The 15,883-nt window shown below is 40.9% G+C and carries 15 protein-coding genes; 9 read left to right on the forward strand and 6 right to left on the reverse strand.

The annotated features are described in order from the left end of the window. Positions 1 to 64: 64 nt before the first annotated feature. Complete coding sequence (locus ACHFIZ_RS02550; protein ID WP_410882544.1) at positions 65 to 1,366, forward strand: UDP-N-acetylmuramoyl-tripeptide--D-alanyl-D-alanine ligase; 1,302 nt, start codon at positions 65 to 67, stop codon at positions 1,364 to 1,366. On the opposite strand, the gene ACHFIZ_RS02555 is transcribed toward ACHFIZ_RS02550, so the two are convergent. The 3 genes from ACHFIZ_RS02555 to ACHFIZ_RS02565 are packed head-to-tail and all read right to left on the reverse strand — an operon-like array spanning position 1,358 to position 4,374. After that, positions 1,358 to 1,825 carry a gliding motility lipoprotein GldH gene (locus ACHFIZ_RS02555; protein WP_410882546.1) on the reverse strand — a complete coding sequence of 156 codons (468 nt, stop codon included), beginning with the start codon at positions 1,823 to 1,825 and terminating at the stop codon, positions 1,358 to 1,360. The genes ACHFIZ_RS02550 and ACHFIZ_RS02555 overlap by 9 nt on opposite strands. Further along, entirely contained in the window at positions 1,818 to 3,224 is a 1,407-nt protein-coding gene (locus ACHFIZ_RS02560) for a stage 0 sporulation family protein (RefSeq protein WP_410882548.1), read from the reverse strand. Before ACHFIZ_RS02560 ends, ACHFIZ_RS02555 begins: the two co-directional genes overlap by 8 nt. A 1-nt stretch (position 3,225) precedes the next feature. Beyond that, positions 3,226 to 4,374 carry an ATP-binding protein gene (locus ACHFIZ_RS02565; RefSeq protein ID WP_410882550.1) on the reverse strand — a complete coding sequence of 383 codons (1,149 nt, stop codon included), beginning with the start codon at positions 4,372 to 4,374 and terminating at the stop codon, positions 3,226 to 3,228. Between the two features lie 286 nt (positions 4,375 to 4,660). Between ACHFIZ_RS02565 and ruvX the strand changes: the two genes are divergently transcribed. The 7 genes from ruvX (at position 4,661) to ACHFIZ_RS02600 (ending at position 11,578) form a co-directional block, all read left to right on the forward strand. Beyond that, positions 4,661 to 5,074 carry a Holliday junction resolvase RuvX gene (gene ruvX, locus ACHFIZ_RS02570; protein ID WP_410882552.1) on the forward strand — a complete coding sequence of 138 codons (414 nt, stop codon included), beginning with the start codon at positions 4,661 to 4,663 and terminating at the stop codon, positions 5,072 to 5,074. Positions 5,075 to 5,095: 21 nt separating this feature from the next. Further along, positions 5,096 to 5,731 (forward strand): O-methyltransferase, encoded by a 636-nt coding sequence (locus ACHFIZ_RS02575; RefSeq protein WP_410882917.1) that lies wholly within the window; start codon positions 5,096 to 5,098, stop codon positions 5,729 to 5,731. 4 nt (positions 5,732 to 5,735) lie between these two features. Then, positions 5,736 to 6,656 carry a glucosaminidase domain-containing protein gene (locus ACHFIZ_RS02580; protein WP_410882554.1) on the forward strand — a complete coding sequence of 307 codons (921 nt, stop codon included), beginning with the start codon at positions 5,736 to 5,738 and terminating at the stop codon, positions 6,654 to 6,656. 49 nt (positions 6,657 to 6,705) lie between these two features. After that, complete coding sequence (locus ACHFIZ_RS02585; RefSeq protein WP_410882556.1) at positions 6,706 to 7,458, forward strand: hypothetical protein; 753 nt, start codon at positions 6,706 to 6,708, stop codon at positions 7,456 to 7,458. Between the two features lie 54 nt (positions 7,459 to 7,512). After that, entirely contained in the window at positions 7,513 to 8,517 is a 1,005-nt protein-coding gene (locus ACHFIZ_RS02590) for a DUF3078 domain-containing protein (RefSeq protein WP_410882558.1), read from the forward strand. A gap of 95 nt (positions 8,518 to 8,612) precedes the next feature. Continuing rightward, a complete protein-coding gene (ffh, locus tag ACHFIZ_RS02595; protein WP_410882560.1) occupies positions 8,613 to 9,953 on the forward strand; it encodes a signal recognition particle protein in 1,341 nt (446 codons plus the stop codon). An 86-nt stretch (positions 9,954 to 10,039) separates the two neighbouring features. Continuing rightward, entirely contained in the window at positions 10,040 to 11,578 is a 1,539-nt protein-coding gene (locus tag ACHFIZ_RS02600; RefSeq protein WP_410882562.1) for a YifB family Mg chelatase-like AAA ATPase, read from the forward strand. Here ACHFIZ_RS02600 and ACHFIZ_RS02605 read toward each other — a convergent pair. Next, positions 11,575 to 11,838 carry a hypothetical protein gene (locus ACHFIZ_RS02605; protein WP_410882564.1) on the reverse strand — a complete coding sequence of 88 codons (264 nt, stop codon included), beginning with the start codon at positions 11,836 to 11,838 and terminating at the stop codon, positions 11,575 to 11,577. The two genes, ACHFIZ_RS02600 and ACHFIZ_RS02605, sit on opposite strands and share 4 nt — an antisense overlap. Before the next feature lie 80 nt (positions 11,839 to 11,918). Here ACHFIZ_RS02605 and ACHFIZ_RS02610 point away from each other — a divergent pair, with 80 nt between their 5' ends. Further along, positions 11,919 to 14,069 carry a S9 family peptidase gene (locus ACHFIZ_RS02610; protein WP_410882566.1) on the forward strand — a complete coding sequence of 717 codons (2,151 nt, stop codon included), beginning with the start codon at positions 11,919 to 11,921 and terminating at the stop codon, positions 14,067 to 14,069. Here the strand turns inward: ACHFIZ_RS02610 and ACHFIZ_RS02615 are convergent, their stop codons facing one another. After that, complete coding sequence (locus tag ACHFIZ_RS02615) at positions 14,070 to 15,326, reverse strand: hypothetical protein (RefSeq protein ID WP_410882567.1); 1,257 nt, start codon at positions 15,324 to 15,326, stop codon at positions 14,070 to 14,072. Further along, positions 15,316 to 15,882 carry an RNA polymerase sigma factor gene (locus ACHFIZ_RS02620; protein ID WP_410882569.1) on the reverse strand — a complete coding sequence of 189 codons (567 nt, stop codon included), beginning with the start codon at positions 15,880 to 15,882 and terminating at the stop codon, positions 15,316 to 15,318. Before ACHFIZ_RS02620 ends, ACHFIZ_RS02615 begins: the two co-directional genes overlap by 11 nt. Position 15,883: the final 1 nt, after the last annotated feature.

Here is a 15,883-nt window from a genome sequence, read left to right on the forward strand (position 1 = left end):
AAAGATTATTTTTTGTTTCTATTTCATAATGTAATTTTACCGTACCATTTACTAGTTTTCTTTCATGCACACCGTAGAATCCCTTTACCAGCAGTTTATAAAACATCCCATTATATGTACCGACACTCGGAGTATTGTAGATGACTGTCTATTTTTTGCACTAAAAGGGGATAATTTTGATGCCAATACTTTTGCCGATCAGGCACTGGCAGCAGGTGCCGCATTTGCGATTATAGATGATACTACATATAATACTACAGATCGCCACATTTTAGTAGAAGATACGCTCAGGACACTGCAGGATTTAGCGAGACGTCACCGTTCGCAATTGAACATCCCCCTGATCGGCCTTACGGGAAGTAATGGCAAAACTACTACGAAAGAATTGATCAAGGCTATTTTGTCTGAGCGCTACAAGACCTTTGCTACTCAAGGGAATTTAAATAACCACATCGGCGTCCCGCTTTCCATACTTTCTTTAACCAAAGAAACCGAAATCGCCGTGATAGAAATGGGGGCAAACCACCAAAAGGAAATTGAATTGCTCTGTTCAATCGCACAACCTACACATGGCTTGATTAGTAATGTTGGCATGGCTCACCTGGATGGCTTTGGTGGGTTTGAAGGCGTCAAGAAAGGAAAAGCGGAACTATACTCCTGGATTCAGGCCAATAACGGATACGCTTTTATCTACGCTGATAATCCCAATCTCATGGAAATGAGTCAAACGGCAGGACTCGAAAAGGTCATTTATTATGGTGCTAATCCAGGTAACTATGTGTCGGGAAAGTTATTAAGTTCAGATCCTTTGATAACAGTTCAATGGCAGAGTGATCAAGACGAACACGAAGTTTCTGCCAACTTAACTGGTAGCTATAACTTCGAAAATATCCTTGCCGCAATATGTATAGGACTGTTTTTTAAAGTTAGTCCGCAGCAAATAAATGAAGGACTAGCAGGCTACCATCCTAAAAACAACCGTTCACAACTTACAAAAACAGAAAGCAACACGGTAATCTGCGATTTTTATAATGCCAACCCAAGCAGCATGGCAGCAGCCTTGAACAACCTAAATCAACTTAGTGCTAGCAGCAAAGTGGTTATTATCGGTGATATGTTTGAATTAGGTCCTGAAGCGGCCATCCAGCATGAACTAATTGCATCTCAAGCTTTAGCGCTCCGGGCAAGTACCACGATCTTTATTGGGAAATATTTCTACACGATGAAGGGGAAAGTAGATGGGTTGTTCTTCGAAAGTCCTAAAGAAGCCAAGACTTATTTGGAAGAAAATTCGGTTAAGAATAGCCTCGTATTACTTAAAGGTTCGAGAGGGATGGCTTTAGAGCAACTCCTTCCACTACTTTGAGATTTCAATACCAGCATCGCTGATTTCATGCAATGGATTGTCGCGCATATTCTGCTCAATTTCCAACAAATACTTGCCTTTATTTGGAAACTTATATCCGGTGATCATCGACACCCGGCTAGTAAATAAATTGCCTGAACCAGAGCCTGTCCACTGTCCGTCTGTCTCCGCAAGTTTATATTCAAATCTTCTGGTTTGCTTTTTCATACCACCTCCACTGATGTGAAGGAGTACGAAGATGTTGGAGTACCGATAGTTGCCCGTATTTCTTAATTTGAAATAGACGTTGAAAGGCTGCGCCGGATCTGCAACATCAATCACTGCTTTAATCTTTCGGTCATAGCCCCAGTTATGAGAAGGCATTGACAAATTGTTATCCACCAAATTATTGGTGTCGCATCCGCAGAAAAATAATATAAACACTGGGAATAGCGCCCGAAAGACTCTAACATTATTCATCTTTAGGTGGATCCTTAGGCTTATTTCTACGGTTCTTATTTCTGTTTCTATTCCTATTCACGGACGGTGTTGTAGTCGCAACTCCTTGCCCCTCAACCGGTGCTTCATCTGGCTGAGGCTTTGGTGCCGCCGCTCTAGGTTTTGGTGTGCTCCCTTGAGGTTTTGCTTGGCCACTTTCTTTCTTCAGTTCAGGCTTATTTTTAATATGTTGAGGTGGCTTAACTGCAGATGCTGGTTGTGCTACCTGAGGCGTCCTATTTTTATTGTTGTTGTTATTTCTATTGCCTTTATTTCTTTGCTTGTCGTCAAGGCGCGTTAAGCTATCCTGACCAACAACGTTTTCGTAATCAAGAACCTTCTCCACCACTGCTGTCGGCTTCAACTCCAGCGCTTCTTCTTTCAAATTCACTGGCTTCTGACCTCTTTTGTTCATAGCCATGATCTCTTTTACGCGATCAACTTTCAAAGGAATCCAGTCTTCTGTGTTCGGATAAGCAAACCACATCACCTTTTTAAAGATGTCTGTTTTTTGATGACGCGCAACGCCAATTTCCGTTTGTAAGCTTTCGATGCGATCTGGAATATCCTTCAAAGCATCTAAATAGGTGTCAAGCTCATAGTTGAGACAGCATTTCAATTTACCGCACTGACCTGCGAGTTTCAGGGTATTTAGGGAAAGGTTCTGGTACCTTGCTGCAGCTGTAGAAACTGTTTTGAAGTTAGTTAGCCATGTTGAACAGCACAATTCGCGACCACAAGAGCCTATACCGCCTAGTCTTCCTGCTTCCTGTCGCATTCCGATCTGCCTCATTTCAATTCTGACGCGGAATGTTTCTGCCATCTTTTTAATGAGCTCTCTAAAATCTACACGACCTTCGGCAGTGTAAAAGAAAGTGGCTTTCGTTTTATCTCCCTGGTAGTCAACGTCGCTAATCTTCATCGACAGGCGAAGATCTAAAGCTAAAGTCCGTGCTTTATGCATGGTTTCCCATTCTAAACCTTTCGCCAACTTCCACTTTTCAACGTCGGTCTCGGATGCTTTTCGGTATACCTTTCTGGTAACCTGATCAATCGGAGTTTTCCTACGTTTCATCTGGATTCTAACCAATTCTCCGGTAAGAGAAACGTGGCCAATATCATATCCACCTGTAGCACCTTCGACTGCAATTAGCTCTCCGATTTCTAAGTATATATTGTCGTTATTTAAGAAAAATTCTTTTCTAGCACCTTTGAATTTAACTTCTATAACAGGAAAAGGCTTATAATTTGTTGGCGCATCCAGGTTGGACAGCCAATCGTAAACTTCCATTTTTCCGCAACCACCAGTAAGGCAAGAGCCGTTACTTTTGCAGCCTGAGGGGGCGCAACCGCCTCCTGTAGAACAACTTCCACATCCCATATTAATTGTATATATGTTGAGTCCCTTGCGGGAACGTTTTGAACTTAATAATTTTAACTAGTTGTAAAGATACATCTAAAAACAGAATTTTAGGATTCGCATTTCTTTCTACATGGTAATGCGCTTTTTCCAATTCTGATATGATGGCATCCGCCATATTCAAATCCAGTACATGTGCAGACAATTTTCTTGCTGTCTGCAAAGCAAGGGGGGGCAGTTTCACCAACTCATCAGCACCGCTAATCAGCAGGCTGCATTCTCTTAGGAAACTGATCCCGTATTTTAAAAAATTCTTTTGATTTTCTCTTCCCCAAGTAGCAATCTGATCCACAAAAACAGTTAATTCCAGCACCTTGTTGCCGTACCCCATCCTCAGCCACTCTGCAAATTTCTCCGAATTTTCATTGTGGGTATTTGCCGCTAGCTGCTTTGCCTCGATTAGATTTCCATCTGCCAGGAACGCGTATTCCGTAGCCTGATTCTCTGAGAGGCTATGCTTGTTTATCAGGTAAGATTCCACCGCATCAAATGGCAGCTTTGGGATCTTTACAATCTGTGTGCGAGAAAGTAAAGTAGAAAGAATTTGCTCCTGGTTATTTGCCACTAAAAGAAACAGCGTATTTGCTGGCGGTTCTTCAATTATTTTCAATAGCGAATTGCCCTCTTTTTCGAGGTATTCGGGCAACCACATAATCAAGACCTTGGTGTCTCCTTCAAAAGCCTTATAGCTTAATTTCTTTATGATATCATGGCATTCCGCAATGTTGATGTTGGCCTGTTTATTGTCAGCGTTTAACTTTGAGCGCCAAATATCTAAGTCTACATAGGGGTCTTCCAATAAAAGGCTTCTCCACTCATCCAGGACATCTACGGCAGTTTTCACATCTTTAGATGCAAAGAATGGATAGGAGAAATGAAGGTCGGGGTGAATATAGCGCTCGTACTTTCTACAAGATGAACAGACACCGCAACTATCATCAGGTTGTTTATCCAAACAATTTATGTATTGAGCATAGGCGATTGCGAGTGGCAATGCGCCACTCCCATCGCAAGATAAAAATAACTGCGCATGGCTAATGCGGTTATCTGCAACGGTTTGAATCAACTGTTGCTTGATGCTATCTTGTCCGACTATATTTTTAAATTGCATTTGGTGCAAAATAGTAAAATTTACACAATATCGAATGCTGATAAGTTCATTGCTTCAGGGCCTAAGCTCAGAAGCAGCTGGTAAGCGTCTTCCTGCATGCTTGTAAGGGTAAAGGTGCCCTTTATGCTTACAAACCCCTTGTAAACCTGCTCTTATACCTATCCAACCCTATAACACCTTAGGCTCATTTTGCCTTTTCTGGCAGGAGGATCGGCCTTTCATTTGCAGATATTCTCTATCTTTGATCTCGCTGCAACTAAATTTATAGAGAAGAACATCCTCAAATATGCCTAGAATTCTTGCTTTTGATTATGGAACTAAACGGATCGGACTTGCTGTGACCGACCCCTTTCAGATCATTGCAACCGGGCTCGATACCGTACACCCTAAGAATGTCCTGGAATATTTGAAGAAGTATATGGCGATGGAACCGGTTGAAGCATTTGTATTTGGTGACCCCAAGCAAATGGATGGCAGTCCTTCAGATTCAGCTCAACATGTGAAGGGATTTGCGAAAACACTCCGTAGAACTTATCCCGAGATCCCTCAACACTGGATTGATGAGCGTTTCACCTCCATTTTGGCACAGAAAACAATTATGCAGAGCGGCCTTAAAAAGCAGGATCGTCAGAATAAGGAGCGTGTTGATACCATTGCTGCCACCATTATTCTGCAATATTTTATGGAACAGCCCCGTTAATGCAATGGTACCTTTAAAAAAATCAACATGATTGATGATAACCTTCAACAGCTTCTTTTAAATTATTGTGAACCGGAATCGGAGCTTCTTCAAAAGATAAACAGAGAAACGTACTTGAAGGTGCTGATGCCAAGAATGCTTTCTGGTCACTATCAAGGCAGGGTATTGAGTCTCCTCAGTAAAATGATTAGTCCGGCAAGGATATTAGAAATCGGCACTTTTACAGGCTATGCTACGCTTTGTCTGGCTGAAGGATTAGCTAAAGCAGGCATTTTGTATACGTTAGACATCAATGAAGAACTGGAAGACATGGTTCGCTTTAATTTCGCTGCTTCTGAATTCAATGATCAGATCAAATACATCATTGGTGATGCCACAGAAAGCATTACTGACTTAAACGAAACCTTTGACTTGGTATTTATCGATGCCGATAAAAAAAATAATGGTACGTATTACGATTTGATCTTCGAAAGGGTTAGAAGTGGTGGAATTATAATTGTAGACAATGTACTCTGGAGTGGTAAGGTTTTAAACGATGTCCAAGATAAGGACACTAAGAATATCAGTACATTTAATGATAAAGTTGCGATGGACAGCCGAGTGGAAAAACTTATTCTTCCAGTTAGAGATGGACTGTTTATTATAAGAAAAAAGTAATTTGATGACTAGAAATATACTCCCTATTGTTTTTGTAATGTTGATAATAAGCGCCTGCTCCACGAGAAAATACAGCAAAAACAACAAGCAGATTGAAAAGGCCGCTACCAAAGCTAATCCTGATTACAAATCTCGAACAACACTTAATTATATTGAAGAATTTAAAGGTGTAGCGATTGAAGAGATGAACGGATACGGAATACCTGCAAGCATCACGTTAGCGCAAGGCATCATTGAATCTGGAAGTGGCAATAGCAGTCTGGCACGTTTCGCGAACAACCATTTCGGCATAAAATGTACGTCAGAATGGAGGGGAAAGGGCTATTTTAAAGATGACGATCAGGCCAACGATTGTTTCAGGGTGTATAAAGATGCCCGGGAATCATTCAAGGATCACTCGGAGTTTTTAAAAAGAAAAAGGTATAGTTTTCTATTTGAGCTCGATAAAAACGATTACAAAAGCTGGGCTCGGGGTTTAAAACAAGCAGGTTATGCTACTAATCCAAAGTACCCCGACCTATTGATCAATATCATTGACAAGTATCAGCTTAATCAATATGACCAGTCGGAATCTGAAACGGAAAAGCTAAAACGTGAAGACAGGGTATTCTCAGAAATCAACGCGAACATGCCTAAAGAATATAAGAAATTTACACCAGTAGAAACGCCGCCATCAAAACAGGTACTTACGGTTTCGGATACCACTGCAATCAACCCGGTAAAGATTGTTGTACCGATCACAGCAACAGCTACTCCACCTGTTGTACAGGCGATTTCAGCAGATAAAACCTATGTGGTGAAGCAAGGAGACACGCTTTACAATATTTCTAAAAGATTTAACATCAGCATTGAGGAACTTAAATCTTTGAATAACATTACTGATAATGCTATTAAGATTGGGCAGAAATTATTATTAGTTAAATAATGTTAATGTGCAATCGCTGCATATGGTTAACTTGTAGCTTTGTGTTCCTATGAGACTTTTCTGCCTATTGATCTTCTTTTCGGGTATGATGCTAAAACTATCTGCGCAAACTGGTACGGTACAGGGTTTTGTGATCGATAAGGATTCTAAGCTTAGGCTAGCGAAAGTATACATCTATAATTCTAAAAAAGACGAAGGAATTTACAATACCTCGAAGGGTGAATTCCGTATAATGGCAGCACCGGGAGATACTTTGTTTGCTGTTTTGCAGGGGTATGCCGTGGATACTGTTGTATTGAAAGGGCCGCAGGCCATTTTTTTTCAATTAAAGTCTTTAGGAATTAACCTGCGGGAAGTTGCTATTGCAGGGAAAAAGCTTAGTCCGCAGGAACAGTACCAGCAACGTTTGAAAGAATATAAATATAAATTAGACAGGGGCAGTTCTAAAGACATATTGAGCGTTGGGTCTGCCGGAGCCGGTCTTGGCATTGATGCGATCTATAATTTGCTGAGCCGTGAAGGAAAGAACGCGCGCCACCTTCAAAAAATACTGGAGCGCGATTACAAGGAATCTATCATTGATTATCGGTTCAGGCCTAAATATGTAAAGACCATTTTGCAGCTAAAGGATGCAGAAATATTAGACTTCATGGAGCAGTATCGGCCCACGTACGACTTTGTACTAACGGCATCAGAATATGCTTTTGTGGTCTTTCTAAGGAATAGCTATGCGAGCTACAAGCGAAATCCCGCTGCATTTAGGCTACAGCCACTTCCTAAGGTGATTGTCAAGGAGTTTTAATAAAAAGCTAGATTAAACTTTCATAAAGTCACATTTTTGTTTTCCTTTGTAGTAATGAAGCGTTTTAATATCTGCCTTTTATTATTACTTATCGTGTGTTCTGGTGCTTTAGCCCAGGAGATTGACACGATTCCTATTAACACTAAGGGACTAGAAATCAAGCTGAAACGCAGTCCTCTTCCTAGCAGGACAGAGACAATTCTTTACAAGCCCACTCCTATTGCCCCACTTGTTTTATCAGAGAAGATCAATTACTGGAAAACGGTGACCGCTATCGGAATTGACTTAAACCAGGGTCAGTATTCTAAGAACTGGAAAGGTGGAGGGGTGAACAACATCGCCATCGGTGGATTATTGAATTACAAGACGATTTACAGTAAGGAGAGCTATAGTTTCACGAGTGAGATCAGACTTGAATATGGTAAAGTAAAAAACAAGGATCAGTTACAAAAGAAAACAAAGGACAGGATTTTCTGGGACAACAAGGCCAACTTACAATTCTCAAAAAGCTGGTTTTTCTATGGTGCCATTACTTTTGAATCACAGTTCGACAGGGGATTCGTGTATAAGAGGATTGACAATATTGAGCAGGAATTTTTAATCTCTAAATTTATGGCTCCTGGTTATTTCACGGAATCAATCGGTTTTGAGTATAAGCCTGTGAACTACTTTTCTACGAGGTTCGGTACAGGGACAGCGAAACAAACCATTATAATTGATACTTCTGTATATAATCAGAAATATAATCCCGGCTATTTTGGTGTGGATAGAAGCAAAAACAAGAATTTTAGAAATGAGTTGGCTTTCCAGGTCACCACTACATTTGAAAAACAAATCTTCACTAATGTAGGCCTATACTGGAGGTATAACATGTTCATTCCGTATGACAGGCCATTGGACCATGTAGATCATAGCCTTGATGCTCGTCTGACTTTTAAGATCAATAAATTCATGAATGCTAGTTTATCGGGAACGGCCTTATTTGATAAGGATGCCGATACAGAAATACAGGCCCGACAGAACCTTTCCATTGGATTTGGCTTTACCTTTCCGCGGTAAAAGTATCGAAATTGTATAACTTTTTTTACCTTCTGTTTACCCGCAAAATTAATAACTTTGGGGCTCACCATTTTACACACTAAGCATTAAAGAAAATGTTTGATAATTTACAAGACAAGCTAGACCGTGCATTTAAAGTTTTAAAAGGCCAAGGCAGTATTACGGAGATCAATGTGGCAGAAACCATGAAGGAGATTCGTAAAGCATTGCTTGATGCCGATGTGAATTACAAAACAGCCAAGACCTTTACTGATGATGTGAAAGAGAAAGCATTAGGGCAAAATGTACTGACTGCAGTTTCTCCCGGTCAGTTGCTAACTAAGGTAATGAATGACGAACTTACTGCTTTAATGGGTGGTGAGGTTACAGAACTCGATCTAAAAAATAATCCAACAATCATACTTATCGCGGGATTGAATGGTGCTGGTAAAACTACTTTTACTGGTAAACTAGCTAACTACCTGAAAGGAAAAGGTAAAAAACCTTTGTTAGTTGCAGGGGACGTTTATCGTCCGGCTGCAGTGGATCAACTTCAGATTTTGGGCCAACAGGTTGGTGTACCAGTTTACGCAAATATAGAGTCAAAGGATCCTGTTGCTATTGCCATGGAGGGTATTGCTGAAGGTAAAAAGCAAAATGCAAATGTAATTATTATAGATACTGCCGGTCGTTTAGCAATAGATGATCAAATGATGGATGAGATTGCTGCTGTTAAGGCGAGCACAAAGCCCCATGAGATTTTATTTGTAGTGGATGCGATGACTGGTCAGGATGCTGTAAACACCGCTAAGGTGTTTAATGACAGGCTTGACTTTACAGGCGTGGTTTTGACCAAGCTCGATGGTGATACCCGTGGTGGTGCTGCTCTTTCGATCAAATCTGTAGTAAATAAACCTATCAAGTTTATTGGTACCGGTGAGAAGATGGAAGCTTTGGATGTCTTCTATCCGGAGCGTATGGCTTCCCGTATTTTGGGTATGGGTGATGTGGTTTCCCTTGTTGAGCGTGCGCAGATGCAGTTTGATGAGAAGGAATCAGCAGAACTTCAGAAAAAGATCCGTAAGAATAAGTTCGACTTTAATGACTTCTACAACCAGATCCAACAGATCAAAAAAATGGGAAACATGAAGGATTTGATGGGCATGATTCCGGGTGTTGGGAAGATGATGAAAAATGTTGATATCGAAGATGATGCTTTTAAAAGTGTGGAAGCCGTAATTCAATCGATGACTAAATATGAGCGTGAAAACCCTGATAGTATTCAGCAGAGCAGAAGACTACGTATTGCTAAAGGATCTGGTACAAAGATCGAAGAGGTTACTAAACTGATCAAGCAATTTGAAGATATGCGTAAGGTGATGAAACAGTTCTCTAACCCTGCCGCAGCCGCAAAGATGATGAAAAACATGCCCAAGATGCCGCAGGGCAAGATGTAGTTGATCTCACTAAAAAATCTCCTTTTTTTCAACCATCTTATTTTTTAATCATAGAGTTTAGTTGACAGGTAATATCAACCTGGTCTATGCTCGTAAAAACTTATGGAAGTGCTGTATTCGGCGTTAATGCTTTAACTATTACTGTTGAAGTTAGCATTGGCACGGGCAACAAATACCATATTGTTGGATTGCCAGACAATACCATCAAGGAAAGCCTAAGGCGAATAGAAAGTGCGATCCAAAGTACAGGCTTAAAGATGCCGCGACAAAAGATTGTAATCAATCTGGCTCCGGCGGATATTCGTAAAGAGGGTTCATCATATGATCTGCCAATTGCGATAGCTATTTTGGCGGCATCAGGACAAATAGATAGTGACGAACTGGATAAGTATTTCATCATGGGCGAGCTCTCTCTTGATGGGGGTCTACAATCTATAAAAGGGGTTCTACCTATTGCGATACAGGCCAGAGTAGCATCCTTCAAAGGCTTTATATTACCGATTGACAATTCCCGTGAGGCAGCGATAGTCAGCGAGTTATTGGTGTACGGCATGAGAAATCTATCAGACGTAGTCTCCTTTTTTACTAAAAGCGTAGAGCATTTTCCTGTAGTAGTCAAAGCGAGGGACGAGTTTTATAAGAAGGTGAATTGCTACGATCATGATTTCTCCGATGTGAAGGGTCAGGAAAACATTAAACGCGCGCTGGAGATCGCCGCAGCGGGAGGCCACAACGTGATACTAATTGGTCCGCCAGGCTCTGGAAAGACCATGCTGGCGAAACGTTTACAAAGTATATTGCCCCCATTGAATTTGCAGGAAGCATTAGAAACCACGAAAATCCACTCGGTTGCAGGGAAGTTAAGCGCTGCGGATGCCTTGATGACAGAACGCCCTTATCGTAGTCCGCACCACACGATTTCTGACATGGCACTTGTGGGCGGTGGTTCCAATCCCCAACCCGGAGAAATCTCTTTGGCACACAATGGTGTATTATTTTTAGATGAGCTCCCGGAGTTCAAGAGAAGTGTATTAGAAGTAATGAGGCAACCTCTGGAGGAACGGAGCATTGTGATCTCGAGGTCAAAGATGAGCGTAGAATATCCGGCTAGCTTTATGCTGATTGCTTCAATGAACCCTTGTCCATGTGGGTTTTACAATCATCCCGAGAAGGAATGTACCTGTGCTCCAGGTGTGGTGCAGAAATATCTGGGTAAGATCTCGGGCCCTTTACTGGATCGTATAGACTTGCATGTAGAAGTGACTCCTGTGAATTTCAATGAGCTGATCTCTCTTTCGGCAGCAGAGAAAAGTGAAGTGATCCGCAGGAGGGTAATTAAAGCCCGCGATATTCAGGATTTAAGGTTCAAACAAAATACAACCTTGCATTACAATGCCCAAATGAATCCGAATATGGTAAGGCAAATTTGCACAATAGACGCGGCGGGACAGGCGCTCATTAAGAAAGCCATGGAACGTCTGGGACTTTCAGCGAGGGCGTATGACAGGATTTTAAAAGTATCACGCACAATTGCGGATCTGGCGGAGAGTGAAGTTATAGCGCTTGAACACTTGGCAGAGGCAATACATTATCGCAGTTTAGATAGGGACAGTTGGGCCGGTTAATCCTTGTCCTCTTCCAGCTCTTCCTCGTCGTCTTCTTCAGGTACGTAGGCAAGTATTTCTCTGCCGATGTTATTGATTTCATCATCAGTCTCAAAGATTGGTGTTCCCGTTTCTGCATCGAGCTTTATCCATTGGAGGTCAGTATCTTTTTGAATGGATAGGTACTCCTTTCCGTCCTTGAAAATTACATAAACATCGTTTCCCTCTGGGAAAACAGCATAATCTTTATCCCCTAATCTAATGTCAAATGGTTGTTGCATAACTTTAATTCTTTATTAATATGAGGTTTGTAGGTGAATAAATTTTAATTTGCATCATCCGACCCTTAAACCTTACAGATATGAAGAAAATTCTCCCGGTGGTGCTGCTAATCACAACAGCGTTTTCCTGTACAAACAAAGATAATAAAATGGAAACTTATAAATGGCCAGTCGCTACGCAACCAGTAGCAGAAATCAAACCAACAACACGGATTCTACATGGAGATACGGTGGCAGACAACTACTACTGGATGATCGATTACTTTAAAAAAGGGCCTGACAGTACAAAAGTTGTTGAATACCTAACCGCTGAGAACAAGTATCTGGACACCATGATGAATGGTTCGAAAGCATTCAGAGAGGACTTGTTTAAAGAATTAAAAGGGAGAGTGAAGGAGAAAGATGAATCTGTACCTGTGTTGGACAATGGCTATTATTACTACAAAAAAACCGAAGACGGGAAACAATACTATAAATATTGTCGCAAAAAAGGTAGTCTGGATGCCCCTGAAGAAGTGTTAATGGATGTGGATGAGATGGCAAAGAATCACCCTTACTATTCAGTTTCAGGCTTTAGCGTGAGCCCAGATAATAAAATGATGGCTTATGGTGTAGATGAGGTGTCTCGCAGACAGTATGTATTGCATGTTAAAAATCTGGAGACCGGAGAAATCTATAATGATGCTGTCGCCAATACAGAAGGCTATGCGGTCTGGGCTTCAGACAATAAAACGATATTCTATACTTCTAAAAATGCGGTGACATTGTTGAGTGAAAAGATTAAGAGGCACGTTTTAGGTGCAGCAGCATCGAGCGACGCTGTAGTCTACGAAGAAAAGGATAAGTCCAACTATATTGGTGTGGCAAAGGTGAAATCGGGGAAATATATCTTTGTCTATTCCTCAGCAACGATGTCGGATGAGATTCGTATGATTCCGGCAGATCAACCTCAAGCAACCTTCCAGGTTTTTACGCCAAGAGTAAAAGACATGAAATATGATGTTGTGGCTTTGGACGATAAGTTTCTTATTGTGACAAACTGGGACGCTCAAAACTTCAGAATGATGGAAACCCCGTTGGATAAACCTGGCAGAGAGAACTGGAAGGAGGTGATCCCAAACAGGAAAGATGTGCTTTTAAGTGGTGTGGACGAATATAAGGGCTTCATTGTTTTATCTGAACGTAAAAATGGATTGTCTCAGCTAAGGATCAAGAGTTTAAAAAGTGCCGATGAACATTACCTGGATTTTGCTGAGCCTACTTATACCGCAAGAAATAATGGTAATCCGGAATACAATTCTAAGATATTGAGGTATGTCTACACGTCTATGACGACACCCAACTCTGTGTACGATTACAACATGGAAACGAAGGAAAAGACCTTGATGAAGGAACAGGAAGTTTTGGGCGGTTATAATAAAGAAGATTACGTTACGGAGCGGGTATACGCTACAGCAAAAGATGGAACAAAGGTTCCTATTTCATTGGTCTACAAAAAGGGGCTTAAAAAGGACGGTTCTGCTCCCCTACTGTTATATGGATATGGTTCTTATGGGGCAACTATGGATGCTGGTTTTTCCAGTAACAATTTAAGTTTGTTAAATAGAGGATTTGTTTATGCGCTGGCACACATTCGCGGCGGACAAGAGATGGGCCGGTACTGGTATGAAGATGGAAAGTTGATGAAAAAGATGAACACCTTTACTGACTTCATTGATTGCGGGAACTTCCTGATTTCCGAGAAATTCACTTCGAAGGGACATTTGTATGCTCAAGGGGGAAGTGCCGGTGGATTATTAATGGGTGCTGTGATTAACCTTGCTCCAGATTTGTGGAACGGAATTATTGCGCAGGTTCCTTTTGTAGATGTGGTTAATACGATGCTTGACGAAAGCATTCCGCTGACTACAAACGAGTTCGACGAATGGGGTAATCCGAAAAACAAGGATGCTTACACCTACATGAAAAGCTATTCACCTTACGAAAACATTACGAAAAAGGCTTATCCGAATATGCTGGTGACAACAGGATTGCATGACAGTCAGGTACAATATTTTGAACCTGCCAAATGGGTAGCGAAGTTAAGAGCAACCAAAACTGATAAAAACATATTACTGCTTAAAACTGATATGGACTTCGGACACGGCGGTGCTTCTGGTAGGTTTGATTACCTGAAGGACATTGCCTTGAACTACGCTTTTTTATTCACGTTAGAGGGAATCTACAAATAGCTAGAAATCAAACTTAATCTTAAGACCTGTGCCCAAAAGGCGCAGGTTTTCTTTCGTAACGTCTTTCATTGGAACCTTAATAAAGGGCTCAACCCCGATCGACTTATCTTTAGAAATTTTCTGTTTGTATCCGAAGGAGAAATTATAGAATCCTATGAGTTTACTATTAGGGCTTAACGTTTCTTGCGCCTTCTCTGACACTTTCTCTGTCATCAGGAATAATTGTGGCTGCACATCCCCAGCAAGATTTACAGACGATCGTTGGACTACCGTACCTTGTAAATAAACATTGTTTTGTTGCTGATTGATTACCGCAAAAGCAGAAACGCCCACATTTGCGTAAAATCGATTGCTTAAGTTATAGCGAACCTCAACTGGGATGTCTATGCCACTCACTATAATATTTACTGATTGTAGGCTTTTAGTATCGCTCACCAGCGCATTTGATGATGGGCTATTTTGCACGTTATTTCCTGTAATTTGCCTGGAAGCACCCATCTCATTATACGACATCCCTGAACCTAAAGACAGTTTACTGTTAAGGTTATAAGCCAAGCTTATACCATAACCCATGTTTAGCTTATCAGTATTGCCGAAAGATGGTGAGACCACAACTCCAAGATCCCATTTGCTTCCTGAAAGTTGTTTCCCAGCTTTATCCTTTTCATTCCCTTTAAGATCGTTTTCATTAACAAGAAACTCGTCCAGCGTAATTGGCATTTTTGGGATTGCAACTGGTGGATCTGCTGTTGTTACTAAAATGGCGTGTTGCTGACTGATCAATTCATTGCCGGATTCGATTGGGTTGATCGCATTGCTTGAGTTATTAATTATTAACTCTTTAGAAACGATAGTCAAGTCCCGACCTGAAGCTATTGCAGAATCCAGATTGACATTAGTTCGTGCAGCTGTACGAACGGGTGCTGATTGACTATTGCTATCCGTTAAGCTTTTGCTTTTTGCAAAATCATGATTTGGCTTTGGAATTATAGGGGTATTATTAACGATGTCATTGTTTAAAGAAGTTACTTCAGTATTGTTTTCTAAGTAGAAAAACAGACCGAAACCAATTAGTAAGATCGCTGCCGCAGTGCATAGTCCGCCTATCCAGAAGATTAGGCCAGATGGCTTTTTATCTTTTTTATTGAAATTTTCCCATGATCCCGTTACATACTCCTCTTCATGACCAACAAGGCTACTCTTGATATGGGGGATCAGTTCCTCATTTGAGGATTGTTTCAAACGTTTAATTGGCATACGATTGAATTAATGATTTGGAATATAATGTTCTCAGCCTATTTTTTGCGCGTGTTAAATAAACCCTACTCGAACTGCAGGAAATATCAAGGATTTTTGATATTTCATCGTGAGAGAAGCCTTCAATTTCATACATATTAAAAATAATCTTTTGTGTATCAGGAAGTGCATCGAGCAATGCTAAAATATCTTGTACATGCAGTTTCGAGATAACATTAACTTCTGTAACTGGATGTTGGTGTTCATCAAGGTCATCAACATAAACCTTAGTTTTTTTAGTACGCAGGAAATCTATTGATGTTCTGGAAGAAATTTTTGCTATCCATCCTTTGAAGGCCTTTTGTAGTTCATCCGGTTTTTCAGGAAAAGTGAACGTTACTATGTTTTTAAAGATTTTAACAAAGCAATCGTTCACTAATTCTTCGGCATCGTTCCTGTCGCTGACATATCGCAGAATCACGCCCATAAGGTATCCATAGAACGATTTATAAATCATTTCTTTCGCCTTATTTTTATTTTGCTGACAGCCAGTGATGGCGTCTTCAAGCTTGAGCATT

Origin of the sequence: Pedobacter sp. JCM 36344, from assembly GCF_046546555.1 — a bacterium.
Lineage (GTDB): Bacteria > Bacteroidota > Bacteroidia > Sphingobacteriales > Sphingobacteriaceae > Pedobacter.

Bases quoted from the DNA above. Each gene is read 5' to 3' on its own strand.
- ACHFIZ_RS02550 (WP_410882544.1), top strand. From the start codon at position 65: ATGCACACCGTAGAATCCCTTTACCAGCAGTTTATAAAACATCCCATT.
- ACHFIZ_RS02555 (WP_410882546.1), bottom strand. From the start codon at position 1,825: ATGAATAATGTTAGAGTCTTTCGGGCGCTATTCCCAGTGTTTATATTA.
- ACHFIZ_RS02560 (WP_410882548.1), bottom strand. From the start codon at position 3,224: ATGGGATGTGGAAGTTGTTCTACAGGAGGCGGTTGCGCCCCCTCAGGC.
- ACHFIZ_RS02565 (WP_410882550.1), bottom strand. From the start codon at position 4,374: ATGCAATTTAAAAATATAGTCGGACAAGATAGCATCAAGCAACAGTTG.
- ruvX (WP_410882552.1), top strand. From the start codon at position 4,661: ATGCCTAGAATTCTTGCTTTTGATTATGGAACTAAACGGATCGGACTT.
- ACHFIZ_RS02580 (WP_410882554.1), top strand. From the start codon at position 5,736: ATGACTAGAAATATACTCCCTATTGTTTTTGTAATGTTGATAATAAGC.
- ACHFIZ_RS02585 (WP_410882556.1), top strand. From the start codon at position 6,706: ATGAGACTTTTCTGCCTATTGATCTTCTTTTCGGGTATGATGCTAAAA.
- ACHFIZ_RS02590 (WP_410882558.1), top strand. From the start codon at position 7,513: ATGAAGCGTTTTAATATCTGCCTTTTATTATTACTTATCGTGTGTTCT.
- ffh (WP_410882560.1), top strand. From the start codon at position 8,613: ATGTTTGATAATTTACAAGACAAGCTAGACCGTGCATTTAAAGTTTTA.
- ACHFIZ_RS02600 (WP_410882562.1), top strand. From the start codon at position 10,040: ATGCTCGTAAAAACTTATGGAAGTGCTGTATTCGGCGTTAATGCTTTA.
- ACHFIZ_RS02605 (WP_410882564.1), bottom strand. From the start codon at position 11,838: ATGCAACAACCATTTGACATTAGATTAGGGGATAAAGATTATGCTGTT.
- ACHFIZ_RS02610 (WP_410882566.1), top strand. From the start codon at position 11,919: ATGAAGAAAATTCTCCCGGTGGTGCTGCTAATCACAACAGCGTTTTCC.
- ACHFIZ_RS02615 (WP_410882567.1), bottom strand. From the start codon at position 15,326: ATGCCAATTAAACGTTTGAAACAATCCTCAAATGAGGAACTGATCCCC.
- ACHFIZ_RS02620 (WP_410882569.1), bottom strand. From the start codon at position 15,882: ATGCTCAAGCTTGAAGACGCCATCACTGGCTGTCAGCAAAATAAAAAT.